General features: G+C 39.9%; 17 protein-coding genes. 4 read left to right on the top strand and 13 right to left on the bottom strand.

Annotated features, from left to right (window positions below; all coding sequences use genetic code 11):
- Positions 1-182: 182 nt before the first annotated feature.
- The 4 genes from RBQ60_RS05845 to RBQ60_RS05830 form a co-directional block, all read right to left on the bottom strand.
- Positions 183-365, bottom strand: coding sequence for a FeoB-associated Cys-rich membrane protein (locus RBQ60_RS05845; RefSeq protein ID WP_307885642.1), 183 nt, complete (start codon positions 363-365; stop codon positions 183-185).
- Between the two features lie 12 nt (positions 366-377).
- A complete protein-coding gene (locus RBQ60_RS05840) occupies positions 378-1,532 on the bottom strand; it encodes a radical SAM protein (protein ID WP_307885641.1) in 1,155 nt (384 codons plus the stop codon).
- Positions 1,533-1,803: 271 nt separating this feature from the next.
- Entirely contained in the window at positions 1,804-2,724 is a 921-nt protein-coding gene (locus tag RBQ60_RS05835; RefSeq protein WP_307885640.1) for a pseudouridine-5'-phosphate glycosidase, read from the bottom strand.
- Positions 2,721-3,821 (bottom strand): PfkB family carbohydrate kinase, encoded by a 1,101-nt coding sequence (locus tag RBQ60_RS05830; RefSeq protein WP_307885639.1) that lies wholly within the window; start codon positions 3,819-3,821, stop codon positions 2,721-2,723. The genes RBQ60_RS05835 and RBQ60_RS05830 overlap by 4 nt, the downstream gene beginning before the upstream one ends.
- Before the next feature lie 137 nt (positions 3,822-3,958).
- Between RBQ60_RS05830 and RBQ60_RS05825 the strand changes: the two genes are divergently transcribed.
- Positions 3,959-4,756, top strand: a complete 798-nt coding sequence (locus RBQ60_RS05825; protein ID WP_307885638.1) for a polysaccharide deacetylase family protein — start codon at positions 3,959-3,961, stop codon at positions 4,754-4,756.
- A gap of 169 nt (positions 4,757-4,925) precedes the next feature.
- Here the strand turns inward: RBQ60_RS05825 and RBQ60_RS05820 are convergent, their stop codons facing one another.
- Together RBQ60_RS05820 and RBQ60_RS05815 are read right to left on the bottom strand one after the other, a co-directional pair.
- Positions 4,926-5,918: a lipoate--protein ligase gene (locus tag RBQ60_RS05820; RefSeq protein WP_307885637.1), complete on the bottom strand. Its 993-nt coding sequence runs from the start codon at positions 5,916-5,918 to the stop codon at positions 4,926-4,928.
- Between the two features lie 176 nt (positions 5,919-6,094).
- On the bottom strand, positions 6,095-8,767 hold the full coding sequence (locus tag RBQ60_RS05815; RefSeq protein WP_307885636.1) for a transglycosylase domain-containing protein: 2,673 nt from the start codon (positions 8,765-8,767) through the stop codon (positions 6,095-6,097).
- A 191-nt stretch (positions 8,768-8,958) separates the two neighbouring features.
- Between RBQ60_RS05815 and yunB the strand changes: the two genes are divergently transcribed.
- The 3 genes from yunB (at position 8,959) to RBQ60_RS05800 (ending at position 11,059) form a co-directional block, all read left to right on the top strand.
- Positions 8,959-9,603: a sporulation protein YunB gene (gene yunB / locus RBQ60_RS05810; protein ID WP_307885635.1), complete on the top strand. Its 645-nt coding sequence runs from the start codon at positions 8,959-8,961 to the stop codon at positions 9,601-9,603.
- A gap of 79 nt (positions 9,604-9,682) precedes the next feature.
- The gene (locus RBQ60_RS05805) at positions 9,683-10,258 is read left to right on the top strand and encodes a hypothetical protein (RefSeq protein WP_307885633.1); all 576 of its coding nucleotides are present in this window, start codon (positions 9,683-9,685) and stop codon (positions 10,256-10,258) included.
- Between the two features lie 213 nt (positions 10,259-10,471).
- Positions 10,472-11,059: a hypothetical protein gene (locus tag RBQ60_RS05800; protein WP_307885632.1), complete on the top strand. Its 588-nt coding sequence runs from the start codon at positions 10,472-10,474 to the stop codon at positions 11,057-11,059.
- A gap of 256 nt (positions 11,060-11,315) precedes the next feature.
- Here RBQ60_RS05800 and RBQ60_RS05795 read toward each other — a convergent pair whose 3' ends face one another.
- The 7 genes from RBQ60_RS05795 to RBQ60_RS05765 form a co-directional block, all read right to left on the bottom strand.
- Entirely contained in the window at positions 11,316-14,780 is a 3,465-nt protein-coding gene (locus RBQ60_RS05795) for a pyruvate carboxylase (RefSeq protein WP_307885631.1), read from the bottom strand.
- 143 nt (positions 14,781-14,923) lie between these two features.
- Positions 14,924-16,321, bottom strand: coding sequence for a DNA repair protein RadA (gene radA, locus RBQ60_RS05790; RefSeq protein ID WP_307885630.1), 1,398 nt, complete (start codon positions 16,319-16,321; stop codon positions 14,924-14,926).
- Positions 16,322-16,401: 80 nt separating this feature from the next.
- Entirely contained in the window at positions 16,402-16,815 is a 414-nt protein-coding gene (locus RBQ60_RS05785) for an endosialidase (protein WP_307885629.1), read from the bottom strand.
- 154 nt (positions 16,816-16,969) lie between these two features.
- Positions 16,970-19,417 carry an ATP-dependent Clp protease ATP-binding subunit gene (locus RBQ60_RS05780; RefSeq protein ID WP_307885628.1) on the bottom strand — a complete coding sequence of 816 codons (2,448 nt, stop codon included), beginning with the start codon at positions 19,415-19,417 and terminating at the stop codon, positions 16,970-16,972.
- 251 nt (positions 19,418-19,668) lie between these two features.
- Positions 19,669-20,334 (bottom strand): RluA family pseudouridine synthase, encoded by a 666-nt coding sequence (locus RBQ60_RS05775; protein ID WP_307885626.1) that lies wholly within the window; start codon positions 20,332-20,334, stop codon positions 19,669-19,671.
- A 2-nt stretch (positions 20,335-20,336) separates the two neighbouring features.
- Positions 20,337-22,385: a glycoside hydrolase family 13 protein gene (locus RBQ60_RS05770; protein ID WP_307885625.1), complete on the bottom strand. Its 2,049-nt coding sequence runs from the start codon at positions 22,383-22,385 to the stop codon at positions 20,337-20,339.
- 427 nt (positions 22,386-22,812) lie between these two features.
- Positions 22,813-23,352: a BofC C-terminal domain-containing protein gene (locus tag RBQ60_RS05765; RefSeq protein WP_307885624.1), complete on the bottom strand. Its 540-nt coding sequence runs from the start codon at positions 23,350-23,352 to the stop codon at positions 22,813-22,815.
- Between the last annotated feature and the right edge of the window lie 233 nt (positions 23,353-23,585).

The raw sequence follows: 23,585 nt of genomic DNA, 5'->3' as shown, positions 1-23,585 counted from the left end.
AAAGAGCAGTAACAATGGTAATTACAATGCCGTTTGTGCCAGCTATGATAAGTCCTCTTTTATATTTCAAAGGACGTATATGATTGCTCTCAACATTTCGTTCCACCAGCAAAGCTAGTATTTGTGGAGGCTGATGTACCAATGAAAAAAAGGAGAATTTATCTCCTTTTTTTCGTTTCCCTTTATTCGTCTTCCTTTTTTTCAGGCTTGTGACAACTTTCACTATGGACACAACCGCTACAGCCACCACCACAGCCATCCTTCATATTCTTTAAGTTCTTTTGCATTTTACGCACATTGAAAAACACAAGGCAGAACACCAAAATCGTAGGGATTATGGCGGTAAAAAGCATTTCCTTGTTCATTTTTTCATCTCCTTAGATATATCGGTCGGTAAACCGGTGAAGCAAAGCCTCCCATTCTCTTTCGTCTACAATATTTTTTGCCATATCTTCAATACGAGTTTGCTCTGCAGGCTGCAAACGATATAGGTACTTCCAATCCAAAGGGAAGCCCATGCGTCTTGCCAACTGATACTTTTTCTGCTCAAACTCTGGCAGTGCCAAATAAGAATCAATATATTCCAACATCCATGGCAAATCTTTATCCATGTTCCCTTCTACTCCCTGCAAGAGGTTTATGATGTGGTCACTGGCAATCTTGCCATTGGCTTTTTTCGGATCCACATTGGCAAGCATTTTTCTTATTTCCAATAGTTTTTCAATATCCCTTTGCTCCTGATAAAGCCCAGCGTCACGAAGTTCTTCCATCAAAGACCCTGTTCTTAAAATAAAGGTACGCAACCGCACAAAGTCCGGATTTACTTCATTAATGACCTTCGCCGTTTCTATGGCATTTTCATCGGATAAGGCTTTGCCCCCTACCCCTGGCATAAAATAAATTGAAAGCTCAATACCCGCCTCTTTTACTTTTTTACCACCGATAATTTCATCTTCTTGGGTTGCCCCCTTGGAAATTAATTCCAATACCTTGTCGGAGCCTGATTCATAACCTGAATGAATGCGATCCAAACCTGCCGCACGTAAGCGTTTGAAATCTTCCAAAGAAATACGAGCTAGCGTGTTCGCTCTACCATAAGAAGTAATTCTTTGTATCTCAGGCAAACGTTCTCTTACATAACTGACAATTTCAATGAGCCAGTCGGGGCGTAAAACCATAGTGTTTGCATCCTGCAAAAAAATCGCCTGCTTATCCCCTTCTGTTAACCAAGTAAATACCATCTGATAACACATTTTTGCTTCGTCGCTAGTCAAAGACTGATACTCTCGTTGAATTGCCTCCATATCATAATCCCCATTACGCTCATGGGCAAGAATTCTATCTCTGTACTCTGCCATATAATCAATGTCTTTTTTCACATCAGCCACTGGCCTAGTATGAAAGTCACTCTTCTTATAAAGCATACAAAACTTACATTTATTCCATGGACAGTTTTCCGTTACCCGAAGTAACAAACTGTTTGCTTCACTAGGGGGACGAATGGGACCAACTTTAAATACACCTTGTTCCATTAAATTCACTCCTTTCAAAGAGTCAAAGCTCTTTCTTGCATTTTATATAATTCGAGGCAGAAAAGCAAGATGAAGTTACAGTTGTATGAAGAAATCTTAGTTTCAAAAACCTCTATATATATTTTAAAATATAGTAAAAAATCTTGCTTATCAAAGAGGTCTATACAGAGCTACCGGTAAATTTAGAATCAAAAGTTGCCATCTGGCCTACATTATTGAACTTTTTCAAACAAAAGAGGGATGGAACCCCATCCCTCCTAAAAATTCTGACTTAGTCTAATTTTGCCAGCTCCACGGCAATTTTTGATGCAACCTTTGCATTATTATAGGCAAGCTGTAAATTAGAAGCAAAAGAAACGCCCTCAGTCATATCTTTGATATGTTTTAACAAGAACGGTGTTGTGTCCTTACCTTTAACTCCCTGTTCCTTTGCCAATTTCAAAGCACGATTGATTACAGCTTCCATTTCATCAAAGTCAAGTTCATACTCCTTCGGGATAGGGTTTGCAATGAGTGCACCGCCTTCAATATTTAAATCCCATTTTGTTTTCAAAATCTTAGCAATTAGTTTCTCATCCTTAGCATTAAAGTCTACTTTATAGCCGCTTTTTCTACAATAAAAGGCAGGGAAATCATCGGTATCCACACCCACAACAGGTACGCCCATGGTTTCCAAATACTCTAAAGTCAGGCCGATATCCAACAAGGATTTTGCCCCTGCACCGATAACTGCCACTGATGTGTGTGCCAATTCCTGCAAATCTGCACTAATGTCCATAGTTTCTGCTGCCCCTCTGTGCACACCCCCGATGCCACCTGTAGCAAAAATACGGATGCCAGCCATTGCAGCAATCATCATTGTAGTGGCAACGGTAGTTGCCCCTGCTTTTCCTGTTGCTAAGTATACGGCAACATCACGACGGCTCACTTTCCCTACATTTTCACCTTTGCACATTAGTTCCAGTTCATTGGCTGTTAGTCCAACCTTAAGCTTCCCATCAATGATGGCAGTCGTGGCAGGAATTGCACCTTCTGCACGAACAATTTCCTCTACCTTATGAGCAAACTCCACGTTTTGAGGGTAAGGCATACCATGACTTAAAATTGTGCTTTCCAAGGCAACAACTGGCTTGTTGCTATCAAGGGCTTCTTTAATTTCTGGGGTAATGGTCAAGTATTTATCTAAATTCATAATCTTCTTTCCTCCAATATTTTTTCGATTAAGTCCACGCTCATACTTGGGTTGATAGTACCTTTGTAAGAAATGGCCGCAACACCTGCCGCTAAAGCGAAATCCAACGTCTCATTTACATCGAACTCATACAAACGAGAATATAGCACAGCCGCCATAAAAGCATCGCCACCACCTGTTGCATTTTCCATCTGTTCCAATGGCTTCAGCGCCCGTTTTATTTTAACGCCATCCCGATTCATGTAAAAGCATCCCTCTGAACCAAGGCTAATATAAATATGTTTTAGGCCTTTTTCCAAAAGCACATCTGCTGCTCTTTCCAAGTCTGTTTCATTGTGAATTTTAACGCCACTAATGACTTCCGTCTCCAGTCGGTTGGGTTTCAGTGTATCCACCTTACCTATATGGGGCTTTATTTTCTCCGCATAAGTACAAGAAACGGGATCCACAAACACCGGAGTCTGGGGGCTGTATACATCCAAAATCCCCTCTAACACCTCTTCAGGCAGACCTGTATCGCAAGTAATGAATTTTGCACCACTAATAATTCCCGATTTGCTTTTTAAAAATTCCATACTCATCCGTTGCAATACCGACATATCGGACATGGCAACGTACATATCCCCTTGCTCATCTAATATGGAAATATAAGTTGATGAGGGATGGTTTTCTACCACCATGCTATGGGAAAAGTCTATGCCCGCCCCACTACATTCGTTACGAATTTGCTCGGCATAAATATCATCGCCCAACGCTGTTATCAACTTCACCGACGCACCTAACCTTGCAAGATTTTCAGAAACATTCCTTGTCACCCCACCCGCTGATGAGCTCATATGACCAGGATTACTGTCCCTTAAAATAATACTTCTTTTGCTTCTGCCATGAATATCTACATTGGCGGCTCCAATACCAACAATATAATCCTGTTCCTTAAGCAAGTAACCACGACCTAAAATATAGCCTTTTTTCTGCAAATTGGCTATATGTACAGCCACGGAACTACGAGTTATATTTAGCTTTTGAGCGATGTCGCTTTGTTCTAACATGGGCATTGCACGGATAATTTCATAAATTTCCCGTTCTCTTTGTGTCAACCTCTCACCTTCTTTACAAATGTTTATTGTCTAAGCATACATTTATGATAATATTCTTTTTTTCCATTGTCAAGCCGTTTTTTTCATATTCTTGCATTACTATTGATATATTGGTAAAAAAGCTCGGAGGTAGCATAATGAAATTATTCAAAGCAATACATATCAGAAAAAAACATCTTTTAGGCGCCTTGGCTTTGGTTGCCTGCATTGGCGTTTTCACCTGCCTAGCACCACCTGCGGCTGAAAAAGTATCCGCCATAATCTCGGCCAACGCAGATAGAAAACTCCCAATTTACTGCGTTGACACAGATAAGCCTCAAGTTTCTGTTAGTTTTGACGCAGCTTGGGGGGCCGACGATACCGATGAATTGCTTAGTATTTTAGCTGACAACGACGTAAAAGCAACCTTCTTTCTATGCGGTTACTGGGTTGAGGATTTCCCCGTGGAAGTGAAAAAAATTGCCGACGCAGGTCATGATTTGGGCAATCACTCTTCCACCCATCCCCACATGAACCAACTTTCAGCTGAGCAAATTTCCAAAGAATTGGCAGAATGCCATAAAGCAGTAAAGGATTTGACAGGGATAGAAATGGATTTGTTCCGTCCACCTTTTGGGGAATATAACAATACAGTAGTTGAAACTTCCTACGCAAATTCTTACTATCCAGTTCAATGGGATGTGGACAGCTTGGATTGGAAAGAATTAGGAGAAGACCACGAAATCAATCAAGTATTAAACCATAAGCATCTTGGCAATGGTTCTATCATTCTTTTCCATAACGACGCCAAATATACACCCAAGGTGTTAGATCGCATTTTAAAGGGCTTGAAAGAAAAGGGCTTTGAAATCGTTCCAATCTCCCAACTTATACATAGAGATAATTTCGAAATGGATCACGAAGGTAGGCAAAGATTATCAACACCTTCCTCCTAATTGCAGGAGGTTTTCCCTGGAAATAATTTCTGAATTGCCTTTACACTTTTAACAAATTAAATATATTATTCCAGAAGGCTTAGAAATCAAATAGGATTTAAATATATAAAAAATAAAAGCCAAATGGCTTTACAAGAATAGTTTTGTAAAAGTCATTTGGCTTTTTTTATTATAATAAAATATCTACGAACTGTCCTACGGCAATACCGTGGAAATATTTTTCTATATCAATATTTTCTAATACCTTCATCAGAGTTTCTTTTTTCAACTCGCAACCTACCAAAATTTCTGATAGCTCTGCATGATCACTCACACCAAAGAAATCTCCATAAAACTTCACTTCCACTATTTTACCATCTTTTGTATTCATATGGGCTTCAATTTTGCCACAACCTTCAATACGACGTTCCTTTTGAACCGTATACTCAGGTGATTTTCCATAGTTCCAGTCCCACTGTCGATAGCGTTCTACTTTTATTTTTTCAATCTCTTCCATATCTTTTGGGGTTAGTTCATAAGTTTCAATAGATTTTTCGTCAAAAATATAGGAAACCAATTTTTCCTGAAATTCTTCCAAAGTTAAGTCCTCTTTTAAGAAAGGTTTTACGTTGGTCACACGACTTTTAACCGACTTCGCAGCCTTAGACTGAAACTTATCTCCTGCAACGTTTAACACAGCTGCCACAACGTCCAAATTCGAGTCAAACATAAGGGTACCATGATGCATAATACGGCCTTCTTTTAAATATTGAGAATTACCTGAAAATTTCTTGCCATCAATTGTAATGTCATTCCTACCATTAACCTGAGCATCAACCCCTAGTTCTTGCAGCAAGGAGGCAACAGGTTGACAAAAAAGCTTAATATCCAAATCACTGGCTTCTTTTGCATCCATAATAAAAGTAAAGTTCAGGTTCCCCAAATCATGGTAAACTGCACCACCACCAGAAAGACGGCGGATAACCTTAACGCCCTTTTCTTCAATAACTATTGGGTTAACTTCCCCAAATGTATTTTGATTTTTTCCAACAATTACAGCATTATTATTCTGCCACAGCATAAAATACTCATGGCTTCGATCCATCTTGTCAAATACAAATTGTTCTAGCGCTAAGTTAAATGCAGGATCCGTACTGGGTGACTTTAAATAAACCATTGACATTTTAATTCCTCCTCTGGCAAAAAGCCCAATTCTTTTGTATATTCTTTACTTATATTCTAACACCATTTCTTTGGAAAATCCATTCCATTTTGGGCCTCATTTTGAAGGTTGCCCTCCTCGTGCACTAAAAAAATCTTCCCCACACAAAAGCATGGGGAAGATTTTTCATTCATTGTTTAGTTTATTCCAAAGTTATCATCCCAAATGTCCTCACTAGGAATTGCATCATCGTAACCATCGTCTGTAGATGGAACCGTTTCTGCACCATCTCCGTCATTGCCTCCGCCATTTGGGAAGCCTCCGTCAATAGGCGGGAACACAGAAGTAGGTTTATGTTCCATGGTACATGTTTTACTGATGTCAATATCCATTCTACCTGAAGGTATTGAGGAAGGCTTACCAATAATATTTCCATTCTCACCTACGGCAAGAACAACATCCATATGGGTATTGCTAGGGCATTTTTCAGAAACAAGATTACCGGATTCTGAACATACAGTAAATACTTTATGTTTTGTGCATACTGATGTAGGTCCTTTAAAATCCGATGCCGCTATATCAGAATGGGTAGTATAGCCGTAGTAATCCTGACCACATAACTCAGAAGGAATGTCTCCTGATGCGGAACAATAGCTTTGGCTAACGAGACCCCCAGGTTTTTCGAAGGCCTTATTGGAAAGCCCACTATGCACCTGATTCATAACGGTACGCCAAATCTTTAAGTGCGCATTCCCTGCATTCTTCATTGTCTTTGACGTATCAAAGCCCATCCAAATACCAGCTGTATAATACGGTGTATATCCGTAGAATGTTAAGTCCTTCGTATCATTGGTCGTACCTGTCTTGCCGGAAACTCTCATACCGTTAAGTGACGCCTGACCGCCAGTACCACCAGTGATAACGTCTTCCATCATATTGGTCAGCATATACGCCGTTGTTTCTTTAATGACACGATGGGTTTCAGCATTGCTGTTATCCAGCAGTACATTGCCATCATGATCATATACAACAGTATAGTACTGAGGCTCATTATAAACACCACCATTGGCGATAGATGCATAAGCTGCTGTACCTTCTAAGACAGAAATACCTTTGGTCAAACCGCCAAGTGCTGTCGTTGCCGCCTTATCTTCTTCAACCAAGGTTGACAAGCCGAAGTCCTCCAAATATTTAAAAGATGCCTCCGCACCAACCATCATATAGGCCTTGATGGCTAAAATATTCATGGAGTCACGAATACCTTGTCTTACGGTACGTGGACCCAGGAACTTTCCATTCCAGTTTCTAGGTGACCAAGTGCCATAGCTTATAGGTTCGTCGATAATGACTGAACCTGGCATCAATAGCCCAGTATCGATGGCAGGCGCATAAGAAGCCAACGGTTTCATGGCAGAACCCTGAGGGCGTAACGCCTGAGTCGCACGGTTGAATACAGAGTCACCTGGTTTTTGTCCTCTGCCCCCAACCAAGGCTTTGATTTGGCCATTATGCTGATCCATAATCACCATGGCTGCTTGTAACGATTTGGAAACTGTCACCTGATCCAAAACCAAAACATGGGTTTCATCTAACAGTTCTGCCTGCACAGAATCAACGAAATCTTTCACTTCGTCCTCACTTCTAACAGATGTTTTCCTCTCATAATGAGACTGATTACTCTTTTTATCTGGATTTGTTGTATCCATAACAGAAATCAGATACGTTACGTCAAGGGTACCGTCTGATGCAGGAAAAAGGCTGTCCGTATTAAATGCAGTTTCCATAACACCTTGCATTTTCGCATCCATGGTTGAATGAATTTGTAAGCCACCGCTGTAAATTAAATCGAAGGCCTGCTTCCTATTGTAGTTTTTCTGTGCAATCAAATCCTTGGCAATCTGATCAATCATGGCCTCCACAAAATAATTATGATTAGCAGTTGCGGTTTCATCCCCCGTTACACTGCATACCAAATTTGCATAAATATCCTCTGCCGCTGCTTGATCATACTCACTTTGGGTAATATAACCCAACTCCAACATTTTTTGCAAAACGGTCATCTGCCGCTCTTTATTCTTTTCCGGATTTGAATCCGGTGCATACAGACTAGGATTTTTAGTAATACCCGCTATGGATGCACTTTCTGCCAAAGTAAGTTCACTGGCATTTTTCCCAAAGTAATATTGGGCCGCAGCCTCAACGCCATTTAGGCCATGGCTCAAGCCAATGGTATTCAAGTATAATTCCAAAATATAATCTTTTGCCGCTTTTTCACTTCCAAGCTGTTTCTCCAAAGAACTCTCCAAAGAAACTGCCAAGTATTGTTCTTTGATTTTTCTTACTAATGATTTTTCTTTTGTTAACACTTCGTTTTTAATCAGCTGTTGCGTAATTGTGCTGGCACCTTGGGAAAAACTCATTGTTTTGACGTTTTCCACCACAGCTCTCATGATGCCTCGGAAATCAATTCCGTTGTGCTGATAAAAGCGCTCGTCCTCGATGGCAATAGCCGCATTTTGTAAATTCGTAGGAATTTGACTTAGCTTAACATATTCTCTATTTTCATCCCCATGAAGTTTATCAAACTCCACGCCATTTGCGTCATATATAAGCGAAGTATAAGATTCTGGCGTTACATCTGCTGTATTCAGCACGTCCGTACCTTTCAGGATTCCCAACACAGTCCCAAGCCCAGCCCCCACAATGGCAAAACCGATAATTACGATAATAGCCACAAGAACTTTCCACACTTTACTAGACTTACGCTTCCGCCGTTTTTTCTTTTTTGGATTTTGGCGGGATGAGCTAGATGACGAACTGCTTCTTTTAGAGCCGTCAGGTGGACGTCTCCTCTGATGCGTTTCACTCATGTACATAAACCCCCTTTATATCATAATGATTATAGCAGAAATCACGAAAGAGTAAAAGCAAAATTTCTTTACAACAATCTTAATCCTATGCTTGGGCTTTCTTCCTTTGATATTAGGAATTTTTTACCACATCTAATTCCTTTGATATTATAACCTTTCCACACATATCTTAGTTTATGGAGGTGAAAAAAATGAAGAAAAAATTACGAAAAAGAAATAAGAATAATGGAGTTACTTCTTTGGTTATTATTTTTGTTTCTGTTTTTTTTCTGACCATTTTCATTCTAAGTCAGTTTGAAAAAAAAGTAGTGCCCTCCCTGCAGGAAATCTCTCATAATCATTCCATGGCAATCGCCAATGACATAATTGACGATTGTATTCAGACCCTAATGGCGGAACTTCCTCTGTCTTCCAAGGATTTCATAACCCTGACAGATCAAGAAAACGGTACATACAGTACAAATACACAGCAAATTAATCTTTTTTGTACTCGCTTGAACAAAAAGATTAATTCTGCAATGCAAAACTTACCCAATGAAGAGATTTTAATTCCATTGGGCGCAGTAACAAAATCTAATTTTTTTGCAAACTGGGGCCCTAAAATTCCATTTACCCTAATGCCCGCAGGGGCAATCACCTCGGACTACGAAACCTCTTTTGTGACGGCAGGAATCAATCAAGTTAATTATAAAATTTGGATTAACTTAACCCTTGATATTCAAATTGTAAATCCTTTGTATCACGAAAAAATTACATTGACCAAAAAAATAATGCTGGTTGATACAATCATCGGCGGAAAAGTACCTGATCATTTTTTCCATATGGGACAAAACTAGAATATCTATTGACATAATGAACAAAATATTATTAAATGATAGATAGATTAGGATTTACTATTTTTTGGAGGTACTGGAAATGGTTAAAACACTAAAGGAATTTTTAAATGAACTAGGTAGTCTTTCTTACGACAATGGCGACTATACCGTTATAAAAGGTAAATTCAAAGCCAATGAGGTATCTGGCTTTGTAGATTGCTTTCTTGCAGGAACTGAAATTCTAAGCGACGGTAAAGACGGAAAACCTTTAACTTTAAAGGGTGCTGCAAACACAGATAAAGGGGCAACCGGTAATGAAGAGTTAGAATTCACAGGATATCAGCTATATGATTATTCTGACTCCGATGGCAATTGGTATCTTCTTACCTTCCCTTCCATTGAAAAATTAGAAGAATATCTTTTAAGCGAAGCAGGCTATTTGAACTACTTTAGCACCCAAATGTTCGTTTTCGAAAATGGCGTTGTAAAACCTTTTGAGATTATGTTTAACGGGGACAATGATACCGTTGTTGGTATTGATAAAGACGCTATGGATGCACCTTTAGATATTCCCGGCTTACAGGGCAGAATTTGGGTAAGATGGCAAGACCCGGAAGAGTTAGAACCTCTGACCGATGCTGATGTTGAAAAGTATAAAAAATCCATCGGGAAATAAAAAAGAGTGATAAATCTCTTTCATAAAATTTATTATAACAGTGATTATGGTTCAGCTTTGCCTATCACTGTTATTTTTTTGCTTAATTTGGAAAGTTCCCTAGGAATTTCCATGATCTTTTTAATGCCTTCTTATCACATAAAACATATCTTTGTATAAAATATAAAGAAGGTTGTCTAAAACGTTACTAAAATTAAGATTGGAGAGGATTCCATGGAAATTCCTGAAATTATGTCCAGTACCACAACCCGCTCGCAGGCAATCACAGATATAATACAGTCCGTAGCTTATGAGCAGGCAGCGCTTGCCCATATTATCAATGCAGAAGGCGAAAAACTACAAAAAGCCGTTTTTTTAGAGAACAACTCAACAGCCGTTTTACTCACAAACAATTCGATCAAAAAAATCATAAGTGCCGCAACTCTTTTAGAGATTGTTTTATTAAATAAGCTTGAATTATTTAAAGACTTCCTTTGCCCGGAACCAGAACCCAGTATTCCCGTGGAGAATGTAAAAATTACGATAATTCCTCCAGACTTAGGCAGAGTAGTAACAAAAAAAGACAATCAACACTTTACCATAGGAAAGCAAAATGCTACAACGGAGGCTGGGAGTTGTTTAATTGAACTTGCACCGGATTATCCCCTTTCATTAGTATCCGCCCCCATAGGTGTTTCCTTATCAGGAAGCATTCTGACAATTGACTACTCAGTTGTTAGTAGCGGCCAGATTATTTTGACTACAGGTGTGGATGAATGTGAAATGCAAGTATTCATTGAATTTTTTCAAAGTAATGAATAATATTACCCAAAGAAGTTTAGCCTAATAGAAAAATCATACGCCCTTGAAGCCACTGTCTTACTTTTTTAAGGGGCTTAGCTTTTTTTCCTTAGATTTTCATCCTTCGTAATTGGTCTATTTTTCTTATAATAAGTCCTGTGGCTATTTTATTAATTCATGTTAATTCTGCATAATCAAAAAGCCATTGGCCTTTTCTAGCGTGGGCTTCATATTTAAAAGCCGCAGATTCCTCTGCGGCTTTTTTATTAAGTCTATTTTAGTTTTCTTTTGCAAAGGATACCAACAAATCTCCTTGACTAACCTTCTCACCTTCAACAGCATAAATCTTATCAATTATGCCATCTTCTTTTGCTACAATGGATGTTTCCATCTTCATGGCTTCTACAGTGAGCAGAGGTTGATTTTTCTTCACAGCATCCCCTTCTTTTACAAAAATCTTGCTGATTGTACCGGGGATAGAGGAACCTAGGTGGAAAGGATTGCTCTTATCCGCTTTTAGTCTACGGTCACTCTTCACTTCTAAGTTCTGATCCAGCACCTTCACTTCACGCACTGCGCCGTTAATTTCAAAGGTAAGGGTACGGGAACCTTCAGAGTCGGGATCGGACATATCGATATATTTAATCAAAATATTCTTACCTTCCCCAATTTCGATGGATGTTTCTTCGCCTTTTGCCAAACCAAAGAAATATACATCGCTGGTTAACTTGGAAACATCTGTGTAGTATTCCCAATGGAAGCAGTAATCGTCATATACCTTAGGGTACATAGCGTAGCTAATGATATTTCTAATATTAATACGCTTCATGGTATGGGTTTCAAGCAAATATTTTTCAATTGCTTCCAAGTCCGCAGGAGGCAACAACGCACCTGCTCTGCCTGCGATTGGCTTTTTACCCTTTAACACAATTTCCTGTAAATCTTCAGGGAAACCGCCCTCAGGCTTACCTATGTTACCCATAAAGTAGTCCACAACGGAATCAGGGTATGACAAGTCTTTACCTTCTGTCAGGATGTTGTCTTTATTTAAACCGTTCTTGGACATGAAAATTGCCATGTCCCCTACCACCTTGGAAGAGGGAGTTACTTTAATGATGTTGCCCAAAAGGTCGTTAGCCTGCTTATACAAATGCTTAATTTCTTCAAAATTATCCGCAGAGCCCATGGCCTTAACCTGTGCTAACAAGTTAGAATACTGTCCACCGGGGATTTCGTATTTATAAATTTCTGTATTGGGCGTTTTCATTTCACTTTCAAAACCAGTGAAAATCTGACGTACACCTTCATAATACTGGCTTAATTCTGTGAGCTGGTCTGGGTTCAGACCTGTGTCTCTTTCTGTGCCCTTCAATGCCTCTACAACTGCGTTCATAGAAGGCTGGCTAGTTAATGAACTCATAGACTGAATTGCCAAGTCCACAATGTTTACCCCTGCTTCTGCTGCCATTAAAACAGTGCTTACACCGTTCCCTGTTGTATCGTGGGTATGCAGATGCAAAGGAATATTTAATTCAGATTTTAATGCACTAAACAATTCTTTCGCAGCATAAGGCTTCAATAAGCCCGCCATGTCTTTGATGGCAAAAATGTGACAACCCAAGGCTTCTAATTCCTTTGCCTTACGCACATAGTAGTCCAAAGTGTATTTCGTTTCCTTAGGGTCTAAAATATCCCCTGTGTAGCAAATAGCACCTTCAACAATTTTACCTGTTTTCAAAGACTCTTCAATGGGCATTTTCATATTTTCAATCCAGTTCAAGCTATCAAAAATACGGAAAACATCAACGCCTCTTTCCGCTGAAATTTTAATAAATTCCTGAACCACGTTATCAGGGTAGTTTGCGTAACCAACAGCGTTGGACGCACGCAATAACATCTGAATTAGGGTGTTTGGCATGGCCTTAGACAACTGCTGTAATCGAATCCAAGGGGATTCCTTCAAGAAACGATATGCAACGTCGAAAGTTGCACCGCCCCATGCTTCAACGGAAAAAGCTTTTTCCATTGCCATGTTGGTTGCAGGTGCTGCAACAACCAAATCATTTGTACGCAGACGTGTTGCCATCAAGGACTGGTGGGCATCACGCATAGTTGTATCCGTAACAAAGAGGCGTTTTTCCTTCATTAAGCTCTGGGTGAAGTCCTTTGCACCCATTTTCAAGAACGCATTTTTTGCACCATTCACTTCAATTGTGCTTCCATCTTCATTTTTACCGAAGGATGGAGGGACAATTCGATCAAACTCAGGTTTCTTCCCCTTCGATTCGTTTACAATTTTGTTGCCGATGAACTCTGCAATCTTTGTAGCACGGTCTTTCCCGGGAACAATGTGGAACAATTCTGGAGTACTTTCAATGAAAGTTGTTGTACACTTACCATCATTCCAAATCTGGCTCTGCAACACGTTAATCAAGAAAGGAATGTTGGTTTTTACACCACGAATTCTTGTTTCTTTAATGGCACGAATCGCCTTATGGGTCGCACCTTCAAAACGTCTGTCGTGGGCAATGATTTTAACCAACAAACTATCGTAATAAGGTGTGATTTCTGCACCTGTGTATGCAGTACCACCATCCAAGCGGATACCTTTACCTGCGGAAGAACGATAAACGTTAATTTTACCTGTGTCAGGCAAGAAATTGTTTGCAGGGTCTTCCGTTGTAACACGCAACTGAATTGCATAGCCGTTGCAAGTGATTTCTTCCTGAGAGTTGATACCAATTTCAGGAGAGTTTAATGGATAACCTTCCTCAATTAAAATCTGAGACTGTACGATATCTATACCTGTTACTTCTTCCGTAACAGTATGCTCAACCTGAATTCTTGGGTTCATTTCGATGAAGTAGTAATTTTCATCAGCATCAACCAAGAACTCCAGTGTACCTGCATTTTTATAACCCACATGCTTTGACAAACGAACAGCATCCGCAAAAATCTTTTCTCTTACTGCATCGCCTATGGTAAAAGCGGGAGCAAATTCCACTACCTTCTGATGACGTCTCTGTACAGAGCAGTCCCGGTCAAACAGGTGAACCACGTTGCCATATTTATCGCCTAAAACCTGAACTTCGATGTGCTTAGGGTTACGAAGATATTTTTCAACGAAAATTTTATCATCACCAAAAGCTTTTTTCGCTTCGTTCCTTGCTTCTTCAAATTCTTTTGGCATATCCGCAGAGCTATTTACAATACGCATACCACGGCCACCGCCGCCATTGCTTGCTTTCAGCATTACTGGGTAGCCAACTTTTTCAGCCACTGACATTACTTCATCCAAGTCACGAATTGCATGGTCAACACCAGGGATGATGGGCACATTACATTCAATTGCCATTTTCTTGGAAGATATTTTATCACCCATGGCATACATAACTTCAACCTCAGGGCCGATAAAAGCAATCCCTGCTTTTTTACAAGCAGAAACAAAATCAGGATTTTCAGAAAGGAAGCCATATCCTGGATGGATGGCGTCTGCCCCCTTTGCCTTTGCAATTTTAATGATATTGTCAATATCCAAATATGCATCAATAGGCCCTTTTTCAGGATTCAGCATATAAGCCTCATCTGTTTTGGTACGGAACAGAGAGTATTTATCTTCTTTAGAAAAGATACCTATAGTCTGGATGCCCAGCTCGTTCAAGGCACGATACACACGAATGGCAATTTCGCCACGGTTTGCTACAAGCACCTTTTTAAACTTCTTAATTTGTACTTCCTGCATTTTTATACCTCCTTAATCATTATGCTTTCCAATCAAAACCCCAAGTTTACAATTAAAACCTTGTTCACTATTATAATATAGGTTGGCTTATTCGTAAACTAAAAATCTGTAAAGAATTATATAAGTAAAACTTATACTCTTCGTCATTTTTTCCCACAGGGGAAAACTTTTTCCATTAAATGTGTGAGGTTTTTGCATTCTACCACTTCTAAATTATCTAGTTTTACTTTTTTTGCCCCCTCAGCAGCGACAAATGCCTTTGTGAAACCCATTCTATCCAACTCACGTAGTCGGCCCTCTATGGTAGGTATTTTTTTTAATTCACCGGTTAAGCCTACATCGGCAATGAATGCCCAATCCGATGGTAAAGGCAAGTCACGCACACCTGAAACGATGCTCATCAATACCGCTAAGTTTGCAGCCTGTTCTTTTAAATATAAACCTCCCGTTGTTTTTACAACCACATTCTTATCATATAGCTTTATCCCTCCACGCTGTTCTAATACAGATAAAAGAGTGTTTAAGGTATCTTTTTTCATGTTTTCGCTTATTCGAGAAGGATATGGTGTAAAGGAGTTGGAAACCAGACTTTCGATTTCCGCTACAACAGCACGAGAACCTTCCCGCAAAACTGTAATAGCACTTCCCGAAACAGCGTCCTCTTTTTTTCTTTTTGTCATAAAATATTCCGAGGGGTTATCGATGGAAGCAAGTCCTTTTTCCGTCATAGCAAAAAAACCCATTTCCCCTGTACTGCCAAAGCGATTTTTTGTAGCTGTTAAGCTCCTCAGCTCTTCTCCCCCTTCGCCTTCCAAAACCAAAACTGCGTCAACCAAATGCTCTAACGCCCTCAAACCCGCAATTTCATCGTTTTTGTTCATCTGACCAATCATAAAAACTGCTCTGGGGCGAGCCTTATTCTTTGCACATTGTACCAACGTCTGGGCACATTCCATGGTTTGGGTAGGGTTCCCAGCCCTAGATGGGTAAAATTCTGCCAAAGCAAAGGTTTGGATACTATCCAAAATGATAAAATCTGCATCCACCTCCAAGATTGCCTCCAAAACCCTATCCATGGAAGTGTCTGCCAAAATCCAGATATTATCCTCCACATGTTCCAAAATACGGTCGGCTCGGCTTTTAATCTGGCTATCACTTTCTTCACCAGAAGCATACAGAACCCGTTTCCCCTCCTTTGCCAACTGACTGGCAACCATCAAAGACAAGGTGGATTTGCCTCCGCCGGGAGGAGAGGTAATGATGGTTACGGAGTCTCTTACGATGCCGCCACCCATCACACGATCAAATTCGGAAATTCCCGTAAATAAACGTTCATCCCCCAAAATTTCAACCTCTGACAAGCGAGGAATGGGCTGATGAGAGTTTTTTGACATAGCCTTTGCCGCCCCTTGGCTTTTTGTTCCTTTTACCTCTTCCCGTTCCTCAAATGTATTCCACTCTCCACAACTAGTACATTTGCCCGCCCATTTGGGACTCTTATACCCACAGGACGAACAAATATATACTGTTTTTGTTTTCATATTTCCACTCCCTAGCACAAAAAGCTTCTGAATTGAGAAAAAAGTGGGCTGTATCAATTATACAGTCCACTTTTTGTTTATTAACCGATCTTTTCAACCTTCACATATGGCGTGTTGTTTTGTAACTCAACACTAAGGGTTACTTTACCCGCCATATTTGTTTTTACTTTTCCTACATTCACATCATCAATCAAAATTTTATATTCTGTTTCAGGCTCCATTTCCAATGTCAACTGAACGTCTTCGTGACCTTCTACCATAAAATATGCACCCTTAGCAGTTAAAGAGAATTTATGTATGGTAGCGCCAGGCACTACCTCCATGAGCATTTTTCCGTTCTTCTCTAATTTTGTAATTTCATTGTATGTTTTAACCTTATAAAGATCACCTTTTACTTCAAAATCCAAAACCTTTTTCTTTTCATCCATCAAGTAATTGCCGAAGCTGATAGTTCCATCTTCTTCTTGACGAATCAATTCTTCAATTACAGCCATTACGCTACCTCCCAAAATATCACTTCAATATGCTTTTCGATATAAAATCCGAAATTTCGCCAAATTTCTCTCACATTTGGATTAGGTTGATTATAACACAAAACAAAGTTTTGGTATATACCTAAATTTATTTATTCCCCAGGAAAAAGGACGCTTACTTCACATTCCTGAAGGAATATCCATTTGTTTTTACGCCTACGGATACCTTGCTGCCTTTTTGAATATTTCCACCTAAGAACTCCTCGGCGAAGACATCCTCAATCTTTGTTTGCAACGCACGGCGTAACGGTCTTGCACCATAAGCCTTGTCATACCCCTCAGAGGCAATTTTTTCAATGGCTTTGTCGGTAAAAGTTAAAGTAATGCCCATATTTTCCTCCACCCTTTGAGATAGGGTTTTTGCCATTAATCTTACAATCTCAACGATGTCCTTTTCTTCCAGAGGATGGAATACAATGATATCGTCAATACGATTGATAAACTCTGGCTTGAAAATATTTTTCACTTCGTCCATAACACCTTTTTTCATGGATTCGTAGCTTTGCTCCGCTGTTTCCATGCTGGTAAAGCCCAGTTTTTTCGGTGCTGCAATGCTTCTTGCACCTGCATTCGAGGTCATAATAATAACCGTATTTTTAAAATCTACTTTTCTGCCCTGACCATCGGTGATATGTCCATCATCTAAAACCTGTAACAGGATGTTAAACACTTCGGGAGATGCCTTTTCAATTTCATCAAAAAGAATAACAGAATAAGGGTTTCTGCGTACCTTTTCGCTGAGCTGGCCCCCCTCTTCATAGCCAACATATCCCGGAGGAGCCCCGACCATTCTGGCTACGCTATGTTTTTCCATATATTCAGACATATCAATACGAACCATAGCACTTTCATCACCAAAAAGCGCCTGTGCCAAAGCCTTCGAGAGCTCCGTTTTACCTACACCCGTAGGGCCTAAAAACAGGAAGGAACCAATGGGCCTATTGGGATCCTTCAACCCTACTCGGCCACGACGAACCGCTCTTGAAACAGCTTTTACTGCCTCTTCCTGCCCTATCACTCTTTGGTGAAGGGTGCTTTCCAAGGCAAGCAGTCTTGCGGTCTCCTCTTCCCTTAAACTTTGTAAAGGAATTCCTGTCCAACGAGAAAGAACCTCGGCCACCTCTTCAGCGGTTACGGTTTGATCGTTGGTATTGTTTTTACTCTCCCATTCCTTCTGGGCTTCTTTTAATTGAGTACGCAAAATGTCTTGTTGTTTTTTAATTTCTCCAGCCTTTGCAAAATCTTCAGTTTTTATGGATTCCTCTTTTTCTTTTTCCATTGCCGTTAATTTCTTTTGTAAATCCTTCACGCCAATGGGTGCTGTATAGGTTTTTAAACGCAACCGTGAAGCAGCCTCATCAATTAAATCAATGGCTTTATCAGGCAAGAAGCGATCCGTTACATAACGCATAGAAAGCTTTACCGCTGCCTCCACCGCCTCATCGGTTATGGTTACTTTATGATGCACCTCATATCTATCTCGAAGGGCACGAAGCATACTAATTGCTACCTCCTCCGAAGGTTCTTCCACCTTTACAGGCTGGAAACGACGTTCAAAAGCAGCATCTTTTTCAATATGCTTTCGGTATTCATCCATGGTTGTGGCACCAATTAGCTGTATTTCGCCTCGTGCCAGAGAAGGCTTTAAAATGTTTGAGGCATCAATGGCACCTTCTGCCGCACCCGCACCAATAATGGTATGAATTTCATCAATAAACAAGATGATGTTGCCATCGGTACGAACCTCTGCCAAAGCCTTCTTCATTCTATCTTCAAACTCACCACGATATTTTGAACCTGCAACCACAGCGGAAAGATCTAAACTGATTATTTTTTTATTTTTCAAAACATCGGGTATATTTCCATCAGCAATTTTTTGTGCCAAACCTTCTACAATAGCAGTTTTCCCTACACCAGGATCCCCTACCAAACAAGGGTTATTTTTTGTTCTTCTACTTAAAATTTGAATAATACGTTCGATTTCCAAGTCTCTTCCCACAATAGGGTCAAATTTATTGTTTCTTGCCATTTCTGTTAAGTTGCGGCTAAATTTATCCAAAGTTTCTGTTGCACTTTTTTCATTTTCTTCCCCATGGGGGTTCATGCCTTTCCCGCCGGCAGTTTCATTTTCTCCAGCACCCAACATATTCATAATATCGCCGTATACCTGCTGACGGTTTACGTTTAAATCTCTTAAAATTTTTGTTGCAATATTATCCTCTTCCCGAATTAAGGAAACCAGCATATGTTCTGTGCCAACATAGCCCATTCCCATTTTCACTGCTTCTTGTAGACTAAACTCAACCACTCGTTTTGCCCTAGGGGTATAGTCCACAGGAACATAAAAAGTTTTGTTATGTTCATTCATTGCAACAATTCTATCCATAACCTGATGATAGGTCACGCCTTGTTCTTCTAAAGCCTTGGCAGCAACGCTGTCTTTCACCAGCGTTAACCCCAGCAAAATATGCTCCGTACCTACATACTTATTTCCCAGTTTTAACGCCGCCTCTTGAGCTCTTGCTAAAACTTCTTGTGCTTTTTTTGTATATTTTCCATCCATGTTCTTCACCTTCCTTAGCTTGTTAGCCATCAAAGCTTGTGATTGCTAAAATTATGATTAAAATAAAAGAACCTTTCAGTTCTTCTATTCTTTTTCCATTTTAAATAATTATACGAGAGATATCATGAAGGGATACCTGAAAACTCCTTTTTTACAAATGAATTCAGGTCTCCATTTCTCTTTAAGCCAATCATACAAATATGATAACCACATTATAATACACATACTAAGAAATTGCAAAGCTTGTTTTATCATTTTCCAGCAAAAAACTGAAAAGCCCCTTCCTTGGGTAAATCCTGAAAACACCAAGGCTTTTTTGTGGTGGGATGGTACCCCTTTAAAAAGCAAGACCAAAGGGCAATCTCCGTTCGTCCCCCTCTTTTAAACATGGGGTTATATTTTTTGTCACCCCAAATGGGTGCCCCTGCATTGGCGGTCTGCACTCGAATTTGGTGGTGTCTTCCCGTTTCCAATTGAATTTCCACATAACTTAAAACTTGACCTTCTATTGTGGCTGTTTCCAAAACTTCATAATGCAAAATCGCTTTTTTTCCCCCTTTATCATTGGGAGAAACAACTTCCGAAAGATTCGTTCGCATGTTCTTTTTCAAATAATCAACCAGTCTCCCCTTTTCTTCAGGCAATTTGCCACAAAGAACGGTACGATATCCTTTTTCCAATCGGCCTTCTTGCATCTCCTTAGCAAAAGCTGTTTCTGCTTTTTTTGTTTTTGCAAACACAAGAAGCCCCCCAACAGGCCTATCTAAGCGGTGTACCAATCCCAAAGGATGACCACAATGCTCCTGCAAAGCTGAAAGTAAGTCCAAATCCCCCGTTTTATCACCTTGTGTTGGCATCCCCTGAGGTTTTATGGCCACAAGCATGGCCTCGTCCTCAAATAATATTTTCCAATCCATTTCTACACTTCCTTTAAAAGAACCCCACTTTTCGGCGGTAACAATAGTCGAATGTGTCCATTTTCTACAACATAAGCTGTACTCTCCCTATGATAACCCGTTTCCTCTGTGCTCAGCAAGCTTTTCATTCTTCCTTTTTCCCGCACACCAATTTGCCAAAGGGGTATATAAATTTCTTTGGCACAATTGTTGTTATTTAAAACGATAACACATTTATTCAGCTCCGTAAATCTTCCATAGCCAATGATGCCATATTCGCCAAACAATTGTTTTAGGGAGCCAAAACGCAAGGCCTCATTTTCTTTACGCAAACGAATACAAGTTTTATGGAACTCTATCAGCTCTATATTCTCCCTACCCCAAGGGTAGGTTCTTCGGTTATCTGGGTCCGTCCACCCCATAACCCCAGCTTCGTCTCCATAGTAAATGGTCGGTGAGCCTAGCCACGTCATTTGAAATAAAACAGCCTCTCTCATCACAGACAGAAGAACGCCATCCTCTGCAGCTTTGGCACCGTTTTTAGCCAGCCGCCCTAATTGACGATTTGTTCTTGTCAAAAATCGAGAATGGTCATGGTTTGAAAGCTCGTTCATGGCTGTATTGATGGCTTGTATGGGCAGTTTCGCCATTTGATAGCTCATACTGCCCCAAAACACATTCGCATTATTATATAAATCATCCCTAGCTTCTGTGCTGTGCTTGGATACGCCAGTCAAAAACCATGTCAATGGCTCCATAAAAGCATCGTAATTCATGATGCTGTCCCACTCATCGCCCCAAAGCCAAGGTTTTGCATCCCCATAATGTTCTGCTAAAATAACCGCATTGGGGTTGGCCTTTTTCACTACATTTCGGAACTCCCGCCAAAAGGCATGGTTGAATTCCTCTGTTCTACCTAAGTCCGCCGCTACATCCAGACGCCACCCATCTGCACAAAAAGGGGGAGACACCCACTTTGTAGCAATTTTAAAGATTTCTTCTCGAAGCTTAGGGCAACCCTCTACATTTAGCTTAGGATGATTTTCATATCCCCACCAGCCTTCATAGCCTTCCCCCTCTTGATCCCAATAAAAATATGGGCGATAAGGGCTATTTTTATCTTGGTATGCACCTGAGTTCTTACCTATATATATTCCTTCTTTGTCCAGCCATTTATGAAAAGCACCACAGTGGTTAAATACGCCATCAATAATGACCTTTATTCCCCTTTTGTGGGCCTCCTCTACTAAAGTTGCAAAAAGCATGTCACTCTTTTCCAAATTGATTTCATTGGTTACACGGGTAATATACTTGGTTGCCTCTTTGTTTTCTTCCGATCCAAAAAGCAAAGCCCCTTCATCCACCTCAATCACACCAAGATGGGGGTCAATATGCGCATAATCTTGAATATCGTATTTGTGATTACTGGGAGAAACAAAAATTGGGTTCAAGTAAATTGCATCAATGCCCAAATCCTCAAGATAATCCATTTTTTCTATAACACCTTGCAAATCTCCGCCATAGAAATTTCGAATGTCTTCTGAGTCAGGGTTCAAAAACCAGTCCTCCACCTTTTTTACAGGTTTGCCTAAATACATATATTCTTTGGTTAGAACATCGTTTTGCTTATCCCCATTGAAAAAGCGGTCGGGATAAATTTGATACATTACCGCACCTTTTGCCCATTGAGGGGTATGGTAGTTTTTCAAAATTTCAAACCAACCGTCGCTCTGATAGTCCTCAAACACACCATATTTTGTGTAGTAAAGGGTAAAGCCCTCTCCCTCTATGCAAAAATAGTAGCGAATCAGTTCTGCTGATGGAGGTAAGGTTACTTGATAATAGTCAAACACAAAGCTTGCCCTCATTTTCTCCATGGGCAGCCGTCCCGTTTCCATACATAAATAAGGCTGCAGCTCTATATCTCGCCCTGCCCTTAGGGTAATGGTTACCCTATCGTATTGAGATGGCTCTGGAGGCATCCTATAATTTATGGTTTCATCGCTAAAAATCGCTTGGGAGCAAAAATAAGGAATGTTTCTTATCCAATAAAAATCAGCATGATTTGGCACTAAATCACCACCTTTATTTCGCAGTCTTATTTATTATTATGGCCAAAGGAAAAGGCACATAACGGTTTTTACAACTTTTTAATTAATCACCAAATATATCCAAAAACTACAATGCCACACCTCAATTATTATATCATATAAGAAGTCATTGAAATAGATTCTAAACGAAACATCAATAGTTTAGCTGCTTCAAGCCCCCTCTTAATTCATAATTTTATTAGCATTTATTTCTATCTCGACATATATTTTTTTAGACAAAAGGAAAAAGAGCAGCCTGCCGATGACTGCTCTTTTCCAAAAAGAGAAGGTATTTCTTATTGGGATTACGGATTTACCGCAATGTGAAAATATTGGGGAGTTTTCACATTGTTATTATAACACGTGGGACAAAAAATGTCTAGCTTTAATTAACTAAAATTAACAAAAATCAGCTTGTAAAATCTGATAGTAACCGCACTAAGTTTTCGTCACCTAATACACGGATGCCCTCAGCAAGCTGCTGCCGTTCTGCCTCTGGCAAAACGGTAATAGGAACATCTGTCAATTCTTTCAGCCTCATTTTCTTATCAATATCTTCCACAAAAACGGCAAGATACCCCTCGTGCTCCTTCAGTAAATAAACCTCACTGCTGGCCCCTTCCACGGAACATCGCAGAATTACCTTTTCTGGAGAAAAATAGACGATTTGCCATCCATTATAAACGCTCTGCATTTGGTCTCGGGTTAAACCTTCCAAAAAATCAGGAACAGGCTCTTCTACCTCTTTCGTAATTGCATCCTTTGTATAATAATACTGGTAAATAATCTTACCTTCTTTTTTAATGTTTACTTCTCTCTTCCCAACCTGAACGGATTCCTCTTGCGTGGGAGGAGTATGTCTTTGCTCGTCCTTCATAGAAAAAAAGTAGCCTACGCCCAACGACAGAAAAAAACCGGCAAGAGCCAAAAGTACAACTTTTTTCTTCATATATAATCCACCTCGAAAAAAGTATGTACTCTTTCGGAAAATTTTATACAAAAATTCCCATAAACTTCGAATACGTTCTTACAACCATTTTACCAAGTGAAATCCTCAGGATACTTCTACAAGCCTATCATTTAAAAAAACCGGCATTTCCACAAGGGCAAATTGAATTAGCAAAGCCCCTCCCAATCTAGGCTCTTTTTTCGAGATACAAAAAAAGCCCCTTTGTTTGGCAC

The organism is Anaerotignum sp. MB30-C6, assembly GCF_030908465.1.
GTDB lineage: Bacteria > Bacillota > Clostridia > Lachnospirales > Anaerotignaceae > Chakrabartyella.
Note: the sequence above shows the minus strand (reverse complement) of the source record. Positions and strands in the feature narration are given on the sequence as shown.

Coding starts and splice junctions, on each gene's coding strand:
- RBQ60_RS05775 (WP_307885626.1), bottom strand. CDS start 20,334: ATGGATTGGAAAATATTATTTGAGGACGAGGCCATGCTTGTGGCCATA.
- RBQ60_RS05835 (WP_307885640.1), bottom strand. CDS start 2,724: ATGAATTTAGATAAATACTTGACCATTACCCCAGAAATTAAAGAAGCC.
- RBQ60_RS05780 (WP_307885628.1), bottom strand. CDS start 19,417: ATGGATGGAAAATATACAAAAAAAGCACAAGAAGTTTTAGCAAGAGCT.
- RBQ60_RS05800 (WP_307885632.1), top strand. CDS start 10,472: ATGGAAATTCCTGAAATTATGTCCAGTACCACAACCCGCTCGCAGGCA.
- yunB (WP_307885635.1), top strand. CDS start 8,959: ATGAAGAAAAAATTACGAAAAAGAAATAAGAATAATGGAGTTACTTCT.
- RBQ60_RS05805 (WP_307885633.1), top strand. CDS start 9,683: ATGGTTAAAACACTAAAGGAATTTTTAAATGAACTAGGTAGTCTTTCT.
- RBQ60_RS05815 (WP_307885636.1), bottom strand. CDS start 8,767: ATGAGTGAAACGCATCAGAGGAGACGTCCACCTGACGGCTCTAAAAGA.
- RBQ60_RS05845 (WP_307885642.1), bottom strand. CDS start 365: ATGAACAAGGAAATGCTTTTTACCGCCATAATCCCTACGATTTTGGTG.
- radA (WP_307885630.1), bottom strand. CDS start 16,321: ATGAAAACAAAAACAGTATATATTTGTTCGTCCTGTGGGTATAAGAGT.
- RBQ60_RS05840 (WP_307885641.1), bottom strand. CDS start 1,532: ATGGAACAAGGTGTATTTAAAGTTGGTCCCATTCGTCCCCCTAGTGAA.
- RBQ60_RS05820 (WP_307885637.1), bottom strand. CDS start 5,918: ATGTCAATGGTTTATTTAAAGTCACCCAGTACGGATCCTGCATTTAAC.
- RBQ60_RS05825 (WP_307885638.1), top strand. CDS start 3,959: ATGAAATTATTCAAAGCAATACATATCAGAAAAAAACATCTTTTAGGC.
- RBQ60_RS05795 (WP_307885631.1), bottom strand. CDS start 14,780: ATGCAGGAAGTACAAATTAAGAAGTTTAAAAAGGTGCTTGTAGCAAAC.
- RBQ60_RS05785 (WP_307885629.1), bottom strand. CDS start 16,815: ATGGCTGTAATTGAAGAATTGATTCGTCAAGAAGAAGATGGAACTATC.
- RBQ60_RS05765 (WP_307885624.1), bottom strand. CDS start 23,352: ATGAAGAAAAAAGTTGTACTTTTGGCTCTTGCCGGTTTTTTTCTGTCG.